The following is a 16,904-nucleotide window of genomic DNA, read 5'->3' on the forward strand; positions in this document are numbered from 1 at the left end:
TCTCCTCAGGTGCCGGTCTGCGCCGCGCCGGCGACGGCGCCGTCCCTCTGCGGTTGGTCGCCCGCCAGTCCGTCGCGGAGGAGCCGCTTGAGCACCTTGCCGGAGACGTTCTTCGGGAGTTCCTCGCGGGCGTGGATCGACTTGGGCAGCTTGTATCCGGCGAGGTGACGGCGGGTGCGGGTGAGGATGTCCGCGACGTCGACGGTGTGACCGTCGTGGAAGGTCACGAACGCGGTCACCGCCTCGCCCCATTTCGGGTCGGGCACTCCGAGCACGGCGACCTCGGCGAGCTCGGGGTTGGCGGCGAGCAAGGCCATCTCGATCTCGAGGGAGTACACGTTCTCGCCCCCGGATTTGATCATGTCCTTCTTGCGGTCGACGAAGAACAGGTAGCCGTCCTCGTCGCGGTAGGCGAGGTCGCCGGTGTGCAGCCAGCCGCCGCGCAGGACGTCGGCGTTGACGTCGTCGCGCTTGTAGTAGCCGCGGAAGACGTTGGGGCCCTTGATCGCGATCTCGCCGATCTGGCCGGCCGGTAGAGCGTTGTCGTTCTCGTCGAGGATGCGCACGTCGAGGTACCAGGCGGGACGTCCGAGCGTGTTCTCGCGGTCGGCCATCTCGCCGACGTACTCGGTGACGCTGACCATGGGAGCAGCTTCGGTGAGGCCGTAGGCGAACCACAGGTGCTGCAGCGACAACTTGTTCATGATCGTGGCAGGGAACTCGCGATCATATTTCGCGGCAGCGGTGAGCACCGAGCGCAGCGAGCTCAGGTCGGCGTCGGCGAGGCCGGGGTAGCCGAGTAGCTGCTGCATGGGTGCGACCAGGATGCAGGCCTGGGTCACGCGGTGTTCGGCGATCAGTCGGCAGGCTTCGCCGGGCTCCCACTGCCGCATGACCACGATCGGCAGCGCGCGGACGAAGTAGGCGTTGACGATCATGTGTAGGCCGCTGACGTGATTGGTCGGCATGGACAGCAGGGTGCAGTCGCCGTGCTGGGGTGCGGCGTAGGTGAGGTAGGAGATCGTGTCCCAGCAGATGTTGCCGTGGGTGAGGACCGCACCCTTGGGGAGACCGGTGGTCCCCGAGGTGTACATGATCAGCGCCTCGTCGTCGCTGTTGACCTCGACTCCCGGGTCGGTGTCGGCGGCGGCCGCACGCAGCTCGTCGTAGGCGAGTGCGTCGGGCAGGGTCACCTCCCCGTCGTAGACGACGATCGTGATCCCGGTCAGTTCGTCGCGGACGGATCCGACAAGATCCTGGAAACCGGCCTCGACGAAGAGCACCTTCGCGTCGCCGTCGGTGACGATGAACGAGATCTCCTTCGGCGCGAGCCGCCAGTTGATCGTCCCGAACACTGCGCCGATCCGGCCGGCGCCGTGGCAGATCTCCAGGTACTCGATCGAGTTCCGTCCCAGGATCGCGACGTGCTCACCGAATCCGACGCGAAGGTCCCGCATCAGGTTGGCCGCCTGGTTGACCCGCCTGTCGTAGGCGGCGTACGTCCATCGGCGGCCTTCGTAGATGATCGCCGTTCGCTGCGGATGGGTGGCCGCGGCCCGGCGTACCGCCGCGGCCATCGTCAGTCCGTCGATCATCGGGAGACCTCCATGTCGTCTCGGTCGGGACAGGTGCCGGTAGGTGTGGTCGGTGCTGCCGGACCTGTGCATCGGCCGCGCCCGTGCGCCGCCGGTCCTGGCTAGGGCGTGTTCGCTGCGGTGCGCCCGCCCGTGGCCGGGTGTGCGGCGCGAAGGGCGGCGGCGTCGAAGGCGAGGTTGTAGCGCGCACGTCCTTCGAGCCGCACCCGGCACTCGGGTGTGGCGTAGATCGAGCCCCGCCGCAGCAACCCTTCGATCGCGCCGAGCGGGCTGGCACGGCGCCAGAAGGGATCGCGTCGGCGCACCCGGAGGGCGGCGCTCGTGTACTCGGTGACCGCGGCCGACAGCGGCACGAGCAGAATGTCGACGAGCACGGCTCCGTCCGGATCGTCGTCGAGCAGCGGGCGTTCACGCAACGGATCGAGCCCGGCCAGGCGGTTCCCCCCGACGTCGTGTCCGCCTCGGCCCGAGCCGGTTCCAGCGTCGGTCAGCACGCCCGCGGCGGCACGTACCGCGGCCGGGTCGTCGGCGCGGTGGTCGAGCTCTCGACACCAGAATCCGATGATCGCGGTCCAGTCCGTGGGATCTCGGTGGTGGGCATCAGGGCTGGTCATTGCTGATCCCGTCCAGCACGACGCGGGCGTAGAACCGGCCGATCTCCCGCGCGGTCATCGATCCCTCGTGGTACCAGTGATACGTCCACGCGCTCATCCCGACCAGCCCGAACGCGAGGATCTTGGGGGAGCTCACGGCGCGGAACTCGCCGCGATCCACGCCCCGTTCGATCAGTCGCACGACGCGGCGCTCGAACTCGTCGCGCTTGGACTTGACCGCCTCGAATCGTTCGTCGGTCAGGAAGCGGTGCTGCTCGTAGAAGATCCGTTGGTGGGCCTGGTAGGTCTCGACCCCGACCACGATCTCCTCGATCAGCTCGGCGAGCGCGTCGCGCACCGGCCGGTCGCCGGTGGTGATCGAGTCGAGCACGTCCAGCTGGTGATCGATGAAGGTGTCGTGGACGACCAGCAGGACGTCCTCCTTGCTGCCGAAGTGGTGGTAGAACGAGCCTTTCGTGACCCCGGCACCCTCGACGACCTGCTGGACCGACGTGGCCTCGTAGCCGTGCTTGTCGAACAGCTCGACCGACGCCGCGACGATCTTGTCTCGGGCGCCGGTCCGCCGGCCGACAGCGCGGCCGGAGCCGCCCTGGGGCATCGTCATCTGGGTCTCCATCTTCCGGGGTCCGCGGGATGTCCGACGTGCAGACTGACTCAGCCCGACGCCTGCGCGGTGCCCGGGCCGGTGCGCCGACGCACCGTCGACTCGTGTCCGGTCGAGCCACGGGCGACCCCGACCAGGCCGCGGGCAGCGGGGTCCCCGCCGATCGTGTCGCCCACCCGCGGCCCTGCGGCGGTCACGCCGCCGTCCACATTGATCGACTCGCCGGTGACGAACGCGGAGTCGGGACCGACCAGGAACGCGATGACCGAGGCCACGTGCGTGGGCTCGCCGACCTCCGGCCACGGCTGTACGTCGCCGAGCAGGCGCTCGATCTTCTTCACGCCCGTGCCCAGGATGGGGGTGCGGATGAAACCGGGGGAGACACTGTTGACCCGGACCCGGTGCGCAGCGAGCTCGACCGCCACGGAACGCGTGAAGTTGATGACGCCCGCCTTGGCCGCCGAGTACGCCTGGGGCCCGGCTCCGCCGCTGATCCCTGCCAGGGAGCCCGTGTTGACGATGCTGCCTCCGCGACCGGAGGCCGTCATCGCGCGGGCGGCGTACTTGGTTCCGAGGAACACCCCGCGGCTGACGATGGAGAACGTGTACTCCCAGTCCTCGAGCTCGAGCTCGGTGATCGGCCCGAACGCGCCCCCGACGCCGGCGTTGTTGACCATGGCATCGATTCGGCCGAAACGTTCCTGCGCGCGTGCGACCGCGGCCTCGACCGACCCCTCGTCGGAGACGTCGGTCCGCACGAAGTCGACCTGCCCGCGGTCAGCCCCCTCGGTCCCCCCGGTGCCGGTGAGGTCCCGTACCAGTGCGTCACCGTTGGCCTGGTTGAGATCGGCGACCACGACGTTCCAGCCGTCGCCGACGAGCCGTTCGACGGTGGCCCGCCCGATGCCGCTTGCGCCGCCGGTGACGACGGCGACCCGGCGCCCGCCGCTCATGCCCGTCCTCCCACCATGGCCGCCGAACGCTCGGTGGCGGCTCGCACCTGGCGGTAGTAGTCCTGCAGGCCGATCTCGTTGCGCCCGTAGACGATCTCGTCGAGCGCGCCGCCGGTCAGGTTGCGCTGGATCTGGGCCATGGTCTCGAAGTCCTCGCCGTAGACCGTCTCCAGGGTCTTGTCCCAGTTGCGCTGCCAGTGGCCCCGGGCACCGTCGGTGGTCGGCTCCTCCTCGGTGAGCAGCCACAGCCGCACGTCGCAGGCCCCGAGGTCGTCCGGACGGGGCGTGAACCGCCACAGTTCCAGGTGGTCGAGCTGCCACACGAACACCGTGTTCGGGAACAGCACGTACACCAGGGTGCAGTGGGGGAACAGGCTCCGCTTCTCCACCGGCTCGGTCAGCATCTCCGGAAAGGTGCTGCGCACGACGGTCAGCCGCTGATGTGGCGGGTAGGAACGGAACGCCGACACGTTGCTGATGAAGGCCCGACCGAGGCTCTCCTTGTGCAGGAACGCCAGGTGGAACAGTTCCTGGAAGGTGTTCACCCCGAGCTTCCAGTTGAACGGAAACCTCTGGCGGTCGCTCTCGAACAGGTGGCCGGTGTGTGAGGCGAACCCGGCCAGCTCGGTGTCGAGCTCGGCACCAAGACAGCTCGCCACGTCGACGTCGCCGCCCTGCCGCGGTGAGAACCAGATCAGCCCGTGCCGCTCCTGGCTGGGGAACTCGCGCAGCCCGAAGTCGGCCGTGCTCAGGGTGTCGAACCCGGCCCGGTCCACGAACCCCCGGCACCGTCCGTCCAACCCGTAGGTCCACGCGTGATACGAACACGAGAAGGCGGCCTTCCGGTTGCCCGCCTTCTCGAAGCACAGCCGGTTTCCACGGTGGCGGCACACGTTGAGGAACACCCGCACCACGCCGTCGCGGCCGCGCACGGCCAGCAGCGGAAGCCCTGCGATCTCCTCGGTGACGAAATCACCCACCTTCGACACCGCCGAGCTGGGTGCGAGCACCAACGGTCGCTCGGAGAACAGCACGTCCCGCTCGGTGGCCGCCTGGGCCGAACCCAGCAGCTCGTCCGGGTGCACCCGCGCGACCTGCGCCGCCATCGACGTCGTGCCATCGGCGAGCAGGCCGCCGATCTCGTCGATCAGGGCCAACTCGGTCGTGCGATCCACGGCGACCTCCTCATCGAGCACCACTGCTGCCATACCGAGCGGTCTGCTAAATCACAGGATCCGCACGGTAGTGAGAAGTAGTAGCAGCTAGAGGCGGTGCGAACAAGCCTCTGTTGTACGTACCGGTCGGTATGGCAGGGTGCGACCGGGCCGCCTGTGGCACTGGGACCGCCGCGCCGCCGGTACCAGTTCACGCTCAGGACCGATCAGACCTGCTGGGAGATCTCCTTGCCCGACCAGCCCGCACCGGACCCCGCCCTGGACCGCGACCGCCTCGCGGCCGCGGTCGAGGCCGGGAACATCCCGACCTTGCTCATGGTGCTGGCGCACCTGACCGGAGACGACCGCTGGCTCGACGATCCGTACAGGCCGACCCGCACCCGCGGGCTCGGGGAGCACGACGACGGCGGCCTGACGGCGGAGGCGCAGGCCGAGGTCCGTGCCGCGGCGGCCGATGCCATCACCGCCTGGCACGCGGGACGCCCGGCCGGCCTCCCCGAGCCCGGCGAGGCGCAACTACAGGTCATGATGAGCACCTGCATGGGCGAACCGGTACCGCCGGAGTACGCCAGCATGATGATGGTCGAGATGGGGTTCCTGCGCCCGCCCGACCAGACCACGCCACGGACCGGAGCGGGCACGGCCGCGGTGCGGGGCGGCCCGGACGACCCGGCCCCCGCATCCCACGACGAGTTCACGGTGGCGATCATCGGAGCCGGTGTCGCGGGGCTGATCGCCGCTGTTCGGCTGCGGGAAGCGGGCATCCCGTTCGTCGTGCTGGAGAAGAACGACGACGTCGGCGGAACCTGGCTGGAGAACCGCTACCCGGGCGCCGGCGTCGACACGCCCAGCTACATCTACTCGTTCTCGTTCTACCAACGCGCCTGGACGAGCCATTACGGCAAACGCGACGAGGTCTTCCGGTACGTCCGCGACATGGCCGATCACTATCGACTCCGCGACTCGATCAGCTTCGGCTGCGAGGTCACCTCGGCCGCTTTCGACGACCGCACCCAGCACTGGACGGTGCGCTACACCCGCACCGACGGGACCACGACGACGCTCACCGCCAACGCGGTGATCACCGCTGTCGGCCTGCACAACCGACCCAAGGTGCCGAACCTGCCCGGCCTGGACTCCTTCTCGGGACCGCTGTTCCATACCGCACGCTGGCCCGCCGACCTCGACCTCGGCGGCCGCCGGGTCGCCGTGGTCGGCACCGGCGCGAGCGCCATGCAGGTCGTCCCGGCCGTCGCCGATCAGGTCGGGCACCTGACCGTGTTCCAGCGCTCACCGCAATGGGTCGCCCCGGCAGAGAACTACTTCACCGCATTCAGCCCCGACGTGCACTGGCTGATGAACCACGTCCCGTTCTACTACCAGTGGTACCGCTTCCGACTGGCCTGGACGTTCAACGACAGGAACCATGCGGCCTTTCAGAAGGACCCGGACTGGCCCCACCCGGAGCGGTCCCTGAATCGGATCAACGACGGCCACCGCAGGTTCTTCGCCGACTACCTGCGCGATCAGCTCGCCGGGCGTGACGATCTCATCGAGAAGTGCCTTCCGGACTACCCGCCGTTCGGGAAACGCATCCTGCTCGACAACGGCTGGTACGCCGCGCTGCGGCGCGACGACGTCACCCTCGTCACCGAGCCGGTCGCTGGGATCACGGCCACCGGCGTCCGTACCGCCGGCGGCGACGACCACCCCGCCGACGTCATCGTGCTCTCCACCGGGTTCGAGCAGCAACGCTTCCTGTACCCGATGCAGATCACCGGCCGAGCCGGCGCCGACCTCCGATCGGTCTGGGAGGACGACGACGCCCGCGCCTACCTCGGGATCACCACACCCGGATTCCCGAACCTGTTCATGACCTACGGCCCGAACACCAATCCCGGCGGCGGCAGCACGATCTTCATCCTCGAGTGTCAGGTCCACTACATCGTCCAGGCCCTGCAGCTCATGCTCGACCGCGGACTCGCGGCCATCGATTGTCGCCGCGAACCCTTCGACGACTACAACGTCCGCGTCGACGAGGCCCACAGCACGATGATCTGGACCCACCCCGGCATGGACACCTACTACCGCAACTCCCGCGGCCGAGTCGTCACCAACATGCCGTGGCGGGTCGTCGACTACTGGCACATGACCCGCACCGTCGACCTCGACGACTACACGGCCACGCCACGCAGCCAGGCATCCCGCTCGCGCAACATCCCGGGCACGGTGGTCCCGATTGTCCACTGAACCCGACCGGCACCGCCGTACGACGCCGTACGCGACGGGGCGGTCGCGACCCTCACCCTGAACCGAGCACCGGTCAACGCGCTCGACGCCGACGGCTACCGCAGCCTCACCCGCACGCTCGGCGCCCTCGACTCCGACCCGCACATTCGTGCCATCATCCTCACCGGCGCCGGTACGAAGGCATTCAGCGCGGGAACCGACACCCGCGCACTCGCCGATCCGGGATCGGTCGATCGGACCTGCGAGGCCGGACTGGCGTTCTTCGAGACCCTCTCCGTCCTGGAGACACCACTCGTCGGCGCCCTCAACGGGCCCGCCGTCGGCGGCGGCGCCATGATCGCCGCCGAGTGTGACGTCCTGGTCGCCGTTCGTGGCGCCCGGCTCGGAATCCCGGAACTCCGTCTCGGGTTCCCCGGCGCAGGCAGTCACATCGGACGACTCGTTCCCCGGCCGGTCGCGCTCCGGATGCTCCTGCTCGGCGAGCAACCCGATGCCGGCCGACTTCTCGAGCTGGGGACGCTGGCCGCCGTCGTCGACACCATCGATCAGCTTCGCGCCGTCGCACATGACTACGCCGACACGATCGCCGAGCTCGACCCGGCCGCCGCGGGCCCGGCGCGCGCGATCCTGCGACGCCACGACGACCGCGCCGCCCTGGACGGCTACCGCGAGGAACTCGCCGTCCTCCGCCGGATCCTGACGGACGACCCCGGCGGAGGCCGCTAGCGGCGGGTACGGATCCGGCCGGCGTGGTCGTACGGCTCGTCGAGGCCGTCGTGCGGCCGGCGCCGTCGAGACGGTGCTGGCTCGGACCTCAACGCGGCAACAGTCGCCCCAGCACCAGTTCGACCTGCTCACCGCGCAGTTGTTCGGCGCTCACCTCGCCGAGCAGGGCCCACTTCTTGAAGGACGGCATATGGCCGAGGAACACGATGTCCATCGCGAGGACGGTCGCGTCGACGGGCTGGAAGACACCTCGACCGCAGCCACCGCGGATGAGGTCGGCGAAGACGTCGGCGATGGCCTTCTCGCGCTGCATGAAGAAGCGTTGGGCGTCGTCGGGCAGTCGACGGTACTCGCGGTAGACCATCGCGATCTGGGCGCGCTGGTTCTCGCACTCGCGTAGATAGAGGTCGATCGCGGACCGGAGTTTGGCCTCGTGGGACTCGTCGCCGGCGGCGATCTCCCCGAGCTGCTCGCGCACGCCGTCGTAGATCCCGCGACAGACCATCACCAGCAGGTCGGTCTTCGTCGTGATGTAGCGGTACATCCCGCCGACGCTGAGTCCGGCTGCCTCGGCGATGTCGCTGACCGAGAGGTTGTCGAACCCGTGCCGGATGATCTCGACGGAGGCCGCCTGGGTGATGAGGTCGAGCCGTTCCGTGGAGCGTTTGGTCGGCCCACGCTGCCCGCTCATCTGAACCCTCGCTCGTCGTCGTTCGCCCGTCGGGCCGTCGTCCCAGGTCAAACCTAGCAAGTGCTCGGGTCGATCGAGCGACGGTCCGCTCGCGTCCGGGCGCCAGCGGAGAGAACCGGCCTCCGGGCGCCATGGAGTCGTCCCGATCTGGTGTGGTCGACGGCCTGGAAGCTTGTCAGCCGCGCCGGTCGATGACCCGGCGCGCCTTGAAGACCTGGGCCTCGAAGGTGCCTTCGTCGACCAGGCGCACGGCTGTGCGAACCATCAGACGGTCCTTGAGGCCCGCTTCGAGCTCGGCGACGGAGCGGGCGGCGTCCGGACCGTCGGGGTCCAGCGGCGACTCCAGTTCGACCCGGAGTTCGTCGAGGTCTCCGACGCGTTCGACGATGACACGGTATTCGCCCCCGCCGGCCGGGTGGTCGCGTAGGACGGCGTCGATCGCGCTGGGATAGACGTTCGCGCCGCGGATGAGCAGCATGTCGTCGAGCCGGCCGTACACGCCCCTGGGCAGACGCGGGTAGGTACGCCCGCACGGGCACGGTTCCTCGGACAGGACCCCCTCGTCCCCGAGCCAGAACCGGATCATCGGTTGGGAGTCACGCCAGAGGTGCGTCGCGACGACGGCGCCGCTGGTACCGGCCGGCACCGCGACGTTCGGATCGTCGCGGTCCACGACCTCGGTGTAGTTCTCGTCCTGGATCAGGTGGACCCCACCATCGGCGTGGCGGCATCCGACGTTGGCATAGAAGGGATGCATCTCGGAGGAGGCGCCGGCACCGAGATCGATGACGACCGGCCCGCCGAGGGTGCTGGAGATGGCGTGACGGATCTCGGGCGAGCTGCCGCCGGGCTCGCCGGCGACGATGACGGCCCGCAGCGAGGCCGTGTTCATGTCGAGACCGAGCTCCACAGCGCGCCGGCCCAGGTGCAGGGCATAGGACGGCGTCGCGACCAGTGCGTCGATCTTCAGATTGAGCATCTGCTGGAGCTGCTGGTCGGTCGGCATGAGACTGCCGACCGGGAAAGCGCCGGCTCCGAGGAACTCGCAGGCCTGCAGCAGGCCCCATCCGCCGAGGAACAGACCGAAGGGGAACGAGATCTGCACGAGGTCGTCGGGCCGGACCCCGGCCGACCACAGCGCCATCCTGCACACCTCCTCGGTGCGCAGCCAGTCGTTGCCGGAGATGCCGTACAGCGTCGGGACCCCGGACGTGCCGGACGAGCCGTGCACGCGCGCGATGTCGGCGCGGTCGACACCCAGATAGGTGCCGAACGGGGGGCTCGCGAGCTGGTCGGCGACGAGCATCTTCTTCGTGACGATCGGCACGAGCCTGGTGAAGTCCTCCAGCGACCGCACGTGAGCGGGGTGGAACCCGTGCTCGTCGTAGTGCTTCCGGTAGAACGGAATCGTCGAGTACGCGTAGTGGAGCTGGTGCTGGACTCGTTCGAGAACGACCTTCTCGCGCTCGGCCGGTGGCATCGTCTCCCGGGCCGAGTTCCAGAACTCCTCCGTGGCATCACTGCCGGGAGCTCGTGTCTGCATCGTCATGGTGCTGATCTCCGTTGATTCACCTCGAACGCTCGCCCCGTCCCGTCTGAACGGATCGGACGGAGCGCGAGCGTTCCTCTGAGCTGCTGGGGCGTCTAGTACCGGTAGCCGGAGGTCACCGCGAGTTCTTCGAGATCGCTCTCGGGGTGCCCACACAGCTCGGCGATGAAGGACAGGGGGATCCGGGTGCCGTTGTCCAGGGCCGACTTGTGCAACCGCAGCGCCTCGACCTTGGACAGGGCGCGGAAGTGGGCGATCAGGTTGTCCGAGAGGTCGTCGATCCCGCGCGAGTAGAACTCGCCGATCTTGAGGCGCAGCCATGGCACCGAGGACTCGATGCTCTCGGAATCCGCGACGACGTTGAGCACGGCGACCTTGCCCGAGTCGAGCGCCCGCCGCAGCGCCGGCCGTAGGTCGGCGGCGTGTTCGACGTGCTCGACGTGGCAGCCGAACGGCTCGAAGACCCGGTCGTAGCGCAGCCCGGGAGTCATGTCCCAGGAACCGATGTCGGGTTGGATGTCCTCGCGCATCAGCGAGTTGCCGCCCCACGAGCTGTTGTTCAGCACGACCAGCACAGCGGGCACGTCGTAGCGGATCAGCGTCTCGATGTCCATGCCGGCCAGGCCGATCCCGCCGTCACCGATGAGGCTGATGATCTGACTGCCGGGGCGGGCGACTCCGGCCCCGAAGGCCATCCCGACACCCTGACCGAGCGCCACCCGCGGGCCGGCGTCGAGGATCTGTGCCGGCCGCACAGCGCTGACCGCGTCGGTCAGGTAGAGCGATCCCTGGTAGGAGTCGTAGATGATCGTCGCGTCCTGGTCGGCCTCGTCGGCGATCGCCTGGGCCAGCTCATAGGTGTGGATCGGCTCGCGGTCGCGCACGACATTCAGGTGGGCGGCCCGGTTCTCGGTGAACGCCGACCGTGCCGACTCCACACGGGCCAGCCAGTCCGGCCTGGAGACCGGCTCGTCGGTGGCCCGCTCGGCCTTGAGGCCCTCCAGGATCTGACGCAGCACGAGCTTGCTCGAGCCGACCAGGTCGGCCCGGGAGTCGAGGCCCCACCACAGGTCCTCGGCGGTCTCCTGGATCTGGATGTACGTCGCGGTGTCGGGGGTCGGCCAGTCCGGCGGCTCGAACCACGACTCGAGCTCACCAGCCCGCAGGCCGACGACGAGCACCGTGTCCGCGGCGCGCAGCAGCTGTCCGCGATAGCCAGCGGCGACGGCCAGGGGATGCTTCTCGCTGATCGCGCCGCGCGCGGTGCGCCGGGAACCGGTCGGAGCGTTGAGGTACTCGGCCAGCTCGACGAGCTCGCCGGACCCGTCCGACCAGTACACACCGTCACCGGCCAGCAGGATCGGGCGCTCGGCAGCGGCCAGGATCTCGACCGCGTCGGCCACTCGGGCCGGGTCGGCCTGGGTCTGCGGGACGACCGGCGTGAACCCGTTGCCCGGGATGTACTTGCGCTGCACCGCTTCACCGTGGGCGAACTGGTTGTTCAACGGGAACTCGAGCACCACCGGGCCCGCCGGGTAGCTGACCGAGTCGGTGATCGCTTTGTGTACCCAGTAGGAGTTGAGCTCCCAGTCGGTCATGCGGTGGGTCCACTTCGCGACGGTCGTGAACGCCTCCGCGGCGTAACCCTCCTGCAGGATGCCGAGGTGGTCACCCGCGGTGCCGTGCTGTCCGACGAGCAGCAGGATCGGGCTGCGCGTGCCGATGCCCTGTGAGAGCGACGACAGGGCGTTCGCCATACCGGCCGACGCAGACACGAAGAACACGCCCGGCTTGCGCGTCATCCGCCCGTAGGCCTCAGCGGCGAACCCGGCAGCCTGCTCGTGGCGGAAGTGCCACATACGGGCACCGAGCCGGACGGCCTCCTCGATGACCGGGTTGATGTAGCCGTGAATCCCGAACAGGTCGGTCACGCCGTTGTCGACCAGTGCCTGTGCCGCTTCGCGCGCGCCCGTGCGGTGCTCGTGGCGGCCGAACGCGGGAGCAAGCCCGGTGAACGACGGGTCTACTGCGGACATTCTCTCCCCGATCTGCGCTCGCCGGCTCTCATGAGCGGCTGCGCCTGTGGAACGTCGACTCCACGCTCACGAACTCGTTCCCGCCGCCCGCGGCCTGTGGCGTCGGCAAGGAGCCCGCTGTGCCAAGGCGGTCTCCTGCGTGTCGTGATGGTCGGCCGCCGTTGTCAGCCTGAGCGTTCAGTCGCATCACTTGATGACCTGACTGTGGAAAAATAGCCGCTCAGCGACGTACATGCAATAGGATGCGAGCGATCGTTCGCTTGTTAGAAGGTCGGCAGCTGCGGTGCAACGGGCTCGCGACGGGGGGCGTCCACGGGCTCGCCAGCTGTGCTTGCGCTTTCAATCAAAGATGGCGATCGTGGGCAGATATCGATTTGTGCCTCTACCAGGCACCTACGGCGAGGGGAGCAGCGTGAGGATCACGGTCATCGGCCGCGGCAGCGTCGGGGGAGGGCTCGCCCGTCTCTGGGCGGCCGCCGGACACGAGGTCACCGGACTCGGGAAGGACGGCGGTAGCGCCGAGGGCTCCGACGTCGTGGTCGTCGCGGTACCCGGAGCGGCCATCGCCGGGGCGCTGGCCGGGGTGTCCGGGATCGCCGGGCAGCCCGTGATCGACGCGACGAACGTGTACGGCGCCCGCGACGAGCGCTTCGCCTCGAACGCGGAGCAGATCAAGTCGATCACCGGCAGCCCGGTGGCCAAGTCGTTCAACGTCAACTTCGCCTCCGAGTACCCGCGCATCTCCGAGCAGGAGATCCCGCCGGGAAACCTGGTCGCCGCGGACGAGGGCGCGCGCGACGCCGCCGAGCGGCTCAACCGCGACGCCGGCTACGAACCGGTGTACGTCGGGGACCTGCGGTTCGCCCGCATGATGGAGGACATGGCGCCGCTGGTGATCGCGGTCGCCGGCGAGCTCGGGCCGTACTTCTACCGCTTCGCGCCGTCCCGCTGAACCGTCGCCCGAACCGCCGGTGCGCGGAAGGCCCGGTCCTCCAGCGCACCGGCGAGCGGTCGCCGCCGGCGGCTCGGGTCCTGGCAGGGGCCATCGCATGCAGTCGGCGGCCGTCCGAGGTCATCGCAGCGTGTAGAGGTTCATCGCGTATGTGTTCACCAGCGGTGGGGCGAGCCGCGCCAGCAGCGGCATCCCGTACCGGAACCGGTGGGGCCAGCCGCGGGCGACCTCGGGCTGTGGTGTCGCGAAGGTTCGGCTGTCGAGCAGGCGCAGTCCCCAGGCTTCGATGGACGCGGGGTCGTCGCAGACCCACCGCATCCGCGCGGACAGCGTCTTGAACACCGGGTTGCGGTCCTGGTTGCCCATCATCGCGCGGCCGCCGGTGTCGAAGCTCAACCAGCTTCCGGGAAACCGCTCGCCGAGTTGGCGGACAGCGGTGCGCACCTCGTGCTCGGGGAGGTAGAGCAGTACCGCCTCGCTGACGAACAAGTACGGACCGGGCGCGTCCGCGACCTGGTCGAACCAGTCGACGTCCAGCACCGAGCCGGCGATCATGGTGGCGCGGTCGGTGTCGTCGAAGAACTTGCGGCGCAGGGCGATCGAGTCCGGGAGGTCGAGGTCGAACCAGCGGGCCCGGCCGTTGTCCAGGCGGTCAGAGCGGGTGTTGAGCCCGGACCCCAGCTCCACCACCGTCCCGGCCGGGTGCTCCCGGAGGAACCGGCTCACCCAGCCGTCGAAGATCGCGGTCCGCAGCACGGAGCCCGCCAGCGATGGGCCGGTGAACGTCGAGAAGTCGTAGTCGATCCGCTCGACGAGCTCCACCGCCTTCTGATCGCCCAGCACCGGGTTCCGGGACCGGGCGTCGCGGGCCCGTCCGTACAGCGGAATGAGCAGTGTCTCCTGCACCGTGCCGAGCTCGACCGGCTCCTTGACCACGACCCCTCCCCACCGTCAGGCGTTAGGGTCACCTAAGTCGAAGTCGCGCAGAGGGGCAAGCCCGGCAGGGGGAGCGGCGCGGAGAACGGCGTAGGCGGCGCTCGCCGGAGCCGGATGCCCGGAAGGCCGGTCCGGCGTCAGCCGCCGAAGTCCCCGGTGAGCCAGCGGTCCGGTCGGATCTCGACGACCTCCGGCGGCCCGTTCCCGTTCCCGCCACGCAGCTCCCACTCCACCCAGGAGTCGACCGCATCGTGGGGGAGGTAGCGCCGCAGCACGACCACCAGGTCGTCGCGTTCGGCGGGCTGCTGCCGGACGACCGTCCCCTCGACCGTGGCGTACCGGTACGGGACCTGCGCGCGCTGGACCGAGAGCGACAACGCGCCGGCGCCGCGGATCAGGCGGGACTTCCGCTTGCCCTGGCGTGTGACGAGCGTGATGGTCCCGCCCGGCTCGTAGGCGTACCAGGTGGGGACGGTCGCCGGGGGCCGGCCGCCGTCGTCGGCGACGCTCACGATCGCGACGTGCGGCTCGGCGAGGAACAGCTCCCGCTCCCGGTCGCCGAGCCGGCCGGGGCCTGCCGCGGAGCCGCTCGCGTCCTGATCGGTCGACATGACCCGGTCAACCGGGGCCGAACCGCCGCCATTCCCTCGAACCGGTCCGACTGGCGAGTCTCTCACCTGCTGAAACGCCGATCCGGGCTGACCGGACAGCTCCGCGGTCGACCACGCTCGCCGCATCGACCGCGACCGTTGACAAGCGGACAGACGGCTGCCTACCGTCCCGCTCGGACCCCGCCGGTCGGCGTGGGTTCTCCGAGCACGGCTCCCGGGGACGATCATGGACACGGCATCGCGGACCGACGTGTGGCGTCGCCACGGTCGCGCGACATCCTGCGTCCGCCGGCATGTCGATCTGCTGCGCGTCAGCAGCGCCCTCTGTCGCTGACCTCGGTCCGCCTCCCGGCACCTGACGACGGGCGCCGGGTCGCGCACGCCTGAGCGTCGCCGCGTCGCCCGGCACCAGCTGCGGCCCCGACGCAGGCGTCGGCCTGTCCGCATCCCCGTCTGGAGTCCGCCGTGTCCCCACCCCTGTCGACGACCGGAGAAGCGCTCACGGCGCGACCGGCCGGACCGGACCTGACCGCGCAACGGGTGATCCCGCTGCGCCACCCCGGCCGGTGGATCGCCACCGTCGTCGTGCTGGTGGTGCTCGCCCAGGTCGTGCACGGCATGGTGACCAACCCGTTCTACCAGTGGGACCGGTTCGCCTACTGGTTCACCCGACCCGCCGTGCTCGAGGGACTGGTGGTCACGATCGAGGTGACGGCGCTGTCCGCCGTGCTCTCGCTGATCGGCGGGATCGTCCTCGCGTTGATGCGGCAGTCGGCCAGCCCGGTGCTGCAGGCCGTCAGCTGGGGCTACATCTGGCTGTTCCGGTCGGTGCCGCTGATCGTCGTGCTGCTGTTCCTCTACAACTTCAGCGCCCTCTACAAGGCGCTGGGGATCGGAGTCCCGTTCGGCCCGACGTTCCTCACGTTCGGGGTGACGTCGCTGGCCACGACCCTGGTCATCGCCGTGGCCGGACTGACCCTCAACGAGTCCGCGTACGCGGCGGAGGTGGTCCGCTCCGGTCTGCTGTCGGTCGACCAGGGCCAGCACGAGGCCGCCGCCGCGCTCGGCCTCCCGCGCGGCTACCAGTTCCGGCGGATCGTCCTGCCGCAGGCGCTGCGCACCATCGTCCCGTCGTACGTGAACCTGCTCATCAACCTGGTCAAGGCCTCTTCACTGGTGTTCTACGTGTCGCTGCTCGACCTGTTCGGGTCCGTGCAGAGCCTCGGGTCGACCTACTCCGGCGACATCGTCCCGCTGCTGCTCGTGGCCACCGCCTGGTACGTCGTGCTCACCAGCGTGATCTCCGTCGTCCAGTACTACGTGGAGCGTCGTTACGCCCGCGGCGCCGTGCGGAGCCTGCCGCCGACGCCGCTGCAACGGCTGCGTCGCGCGATCGGGGCCGCACGATGACCGCCCTGGACGCCGGGCTCGCGCCGGTCCGCGCCGCCGGGGTCGAGGTGCACGGGGCGCACAAGTCCTACGGCACGAACCACGTCCTGGCCGGTGTCGACCTGACCGCCGCCCCCGGCTCGGTCACCGTGGTGCTGGGCCCGTCCGGGTCCGGCAAGTCGACGCTGCTGCGCGTGATCAACCACCTCGAGAAGCTCGACCGCGGCTACGTCAGCGTCGGCGGTGAGCCGATCGGCGTGCGCCGGGCCGGGGACCGGCTCAAGGAGCTGCCGGAGCGCGCGATCCTCGTCCAACGCAGGCGGATCGGGTTCGTGTTCCAGAACTTCAACCTGTTCCCGCATCTGACCGCGCTCGAGAACGTCGCGGCCGCGCCCGCTGCCACCGGCGATCTCTCCCGGCCCGACGCCGTAGCGCTGGCAGAAGAGCTGCTGGAACGCGTCGGGCTCGCCGACAAGGTCGCCGCCTACCCACGGCAGCTGTCCGGCGGCCAGCAGCAGCGGGTCGCGATCGCGCGGGCGCTGGCCCTGCGACCGGGGCTGATCCTCTGCGACGAGCCGACGTCCGCGCTCGACCCCGAGCTCGTCGGCGAGGTCCTGTCGGTGATCAAGGACCTCGCCGCCACCGGCACCACGCTCGTCGTCGTCACGCACGAGATCGGCTTCGCCCGCGAGGTCGCCGACCAGGTCGTGTTCCTCGACGGCGGTGTCGTCGTCGAGCAGGGACCGCCCACCCAGCTTCTGGACCACCCCGCCCACGCTCGCACCCGCGAGTTCCTGGGCAAGGTCCTGTAGGAGGAGACCCC

At 69.6% G+C, this 16,904-nt stretch carries 15 protein-coding genes and 1 pseudogene; 6 read left to right on the forward strand and 10 right to left on the reverse strand.

Annotated elements, in window-relative coordinates; all coding sequences use genetic code 11:
• Window positions 1-5: 5 nt before the first annotated feature.
• The 5 genes from EV378_RS30240 to EV378_RS30260 all read right to left on the reverse strand — a co-directional run bounded on the left by EV378_RS30240 (window position 6) and on the right by EV378_RS30260 (window position 4,941).
• The gene (locus tag EV378_RS30240; protein WP_165922556.1) at window positions 6-1,595 is read right to left on the reverse strand and encodes an AMP-binding protein; all 1,590 of its coding nucleotides are present in this window, start codon (window positions 1,593-1,595) and stop codon (window positions 6-8) included.
• Between the two features lie 101 nt (window positions 1,596-1,696).
• Entirely contained in the window at window positions 1,697-2,089 is a 393-nt protein-coding gene (locus EV378_RS30245) for a hypothetical protein (protein ID WP_132430769.1), read from the reverse strand.
• A 106-nt stretch (window positions 2,090-2,195) separates the two neighbouring features.
• A complete protein-coding gene (locus EV378_RS30250) occupies window positions 2,196-2,813 on the reverse strand; it encodes a TetR/AcrR family transcriptional regulator (protein WP_165922557.1) in 618 nt (205 codons plus the stop codon).
• Between the two features lie 50 nt (window positions 2,814-2,863).
• On the reverse strand, window positions 2,864-3,766 hold the full coding sequence (locus tag EV378_RS30255) for an SDR family NAD(P)-dependent oxidoreductase (protein ID WP_132430771.1): 903 nt from the start codon (window positions 3,764-3,766) through the stop codon (window positions 2,864-2,866).
• Window positions 3,763-4,941, reverse strand: coding sequence for an aromatic ring-hydroxylating oxygenase subunit alpha (locus EV378_RS30260; protein WP_132430772.1), 1,179 nt, complete (start codon window positions 4,939-4,941; stop codon window positions 3,763-3,765). The genes EV378_RS30255 and EV378_RS30260 overlap by 4 nt, the downstream gene beginning before the upstream one ends.
• Before the next feature lie 96 nt (window positions 4,942-5,037).
• On the opposite strand from EV378_RS30260, the gene EV378_RS30265 reads away from it, so the two are divergent.
• Window positions 5,038-7,191 (forward strand): flavin-containing monooxygenase, encoded by a 2,154-nt coding sequence (locus tag EV378_RS30265; protein WP_243653835.1) that lies wholly within the window; start codon window positions 5,038-5,040, stop codon window positions 7,189-7,191.
• A gap of 48 nt (window positions 7,192-7,239) precedes the next feature.
• A pseudogene (locus EV378_RS30270) lies at window positions 7,240-7,917 on the forward strand (enoyl-CoA hydratase/isomerase family protein); the annotation flags it as partial.
• A gap of 88 nt (window positions 7,918-8,005) precedes the next feature.
• Here EV378_RS30270 and EV378_RS30275 read toward each other — a convergent pair.
• The 3 genes from EV378_RS30275 to EV378_RS30285 form a co-directional block, all read right to left on the reverse strand.
• Window positions 8,006-8,608 (reverse strand): TetR/AcrR family transcriptional regulator, encoded by a 603-nt coding sequence (locus EV378_RS30275; protein ID WP_132430774.1) that lies wholly within the window; start codon window positions 8,606-8,608, stop codon window positions 8,006-8,008.
• A gap of 175 nt (window positions 8,609-8,783) precedes the next feature.
• Window positions 8,784-9,965: a phenylacetate--CoA ligase family protein gene (locus tag EV378_RS30280; RefSeq protein WP_207908904.1), complete on the reverse strand. Its 1,182-nt coding sequence runs from the start codon at window positions 9,963-9,965 to the stop codon at window positions 8,784-8,786.
• Window positions 9,966-10,252: 287 nt separating this feature from the next.
• Window positions 10,253-12,193 carry a thiamine pyrophosphate-binding protein gene (locus EV378_RS30285; protein WP_132430775.1) on the reverse strand — a complete coding sequence of 647 codons (1,941 nt, stop codon included), beginning with the start codon at window positions 12,191-12,193 and terminating at the stop codon, window positions 10,253-10,255.
• A 412-nt stretch (window positions 12,194-12,605) separates the two neighbouring features.
• Here EV378_RS30285 and EV378_RS30290 point away from each other — a divergent pair, with 412 nt between their 5' ends.
• Window positions 12,606-13,145: an NAD(P)-binding domain-containing protein gene (locus tag EV378_RS30290; RefSeq protein ID WP_132430776.1), complete on the forward strand. Its 540-nt coding sequence runs from the start codon at window positions 12,606-12,608 to the stop codon at window positions 13,143-13,145.
• A 120-nt stretch (window positions 13,146-13,265) separates the two neighbouring features.
• Here the strand turns inward: EV378_RS30290 and EV378_RS30295 are convergent, their stop codons facing one another.
• The gene (locus EV378_RS30295; protein ID WP_132430777.1) at window positions 13,266-14,081 is read right to left on the reverse strand and encodes a class I SAM-dependent methyltransferase; all 816 of its coding nucleotides are present in this window, start codon (window positions 14,079-14,081) and stop codon (window positions 13,266-13,268) included.
• Window positions 14,082-14,218: 137 nt separating this feature from the next.
• Window positions 14,219-14,692, reverse strand: coding sequence for a pyridoxamine 5'-phosphate oxidase family protein (locus EV378_RS30300; protein ID WP_132430778.1), 474 nt, complete (start codon window positions 14,690-14,692; stop codon window positions 14,219-14,221).
• Window positions 14,693-14,918: 226 nt separating this feature from the next.
• Between EV378_RS30300 and EV378_RS37170 the strand changes: the two genes are divergently transcribed.
• The 3 genes from EV378_RS37170 to EV378_RS30310 all read left to right on the forward strand — a co-directional run bounded on the left by EV378_RS37170 (window position 14,919) and on the right by EV378_RS30310 (window position 16,893).
• Complete coding sequence (locus EV378_RS37170; RefSeq protein WP_424511261.1) at window positions 14,919-15,026, forward strand: putative leader peptide; 108 nt, start codon at window positions 14,919-14,921, stop codon at window positions 15,024-15,026.
• A 131-nt stretch (window positions 15,027-15,157) separates the two neighbouring features.
• Complete coding sequence (locus tag EV378_RS30305) at window positions 15,158-16,102, forward strand: amino acid ABC transporter permease (protein ID WP_243653836.1); 945 nt, start codon at window positions 15,158-15,160, stop codon at window positions 16,100-16,102.
• Complete coding sequence (locus EV378_RS30310) at window positions 16,099-16,893, forward strand: amino acid ABC transporter ATP-binding protein (RefSeq protein ID WP_132430780.1); 795 nt, start codon at window positions 16,099-16,101, stop codon at window positions 16,891-16,893. The genes EV378_RS30305 and EV378_RS30310 overlap by 4 nt, the downstream gene beginning before the upstream one ends.
• Window positions 16,894-16,904: the final 11 nt, after the last annotated feature.

Origin of the sequence: Pseudonocardia endophytica (assembly GCF_004339565.1) — a bacterium.
In the GTDB taxonomy this organism is placed as follows: domain Bacteria; phylum Actinomycetota; class Actinomycetes; order Mycobacteriales; family Pseudonocardiaceae; genus Pseudonocardia; species Pseudonocardia endophytica.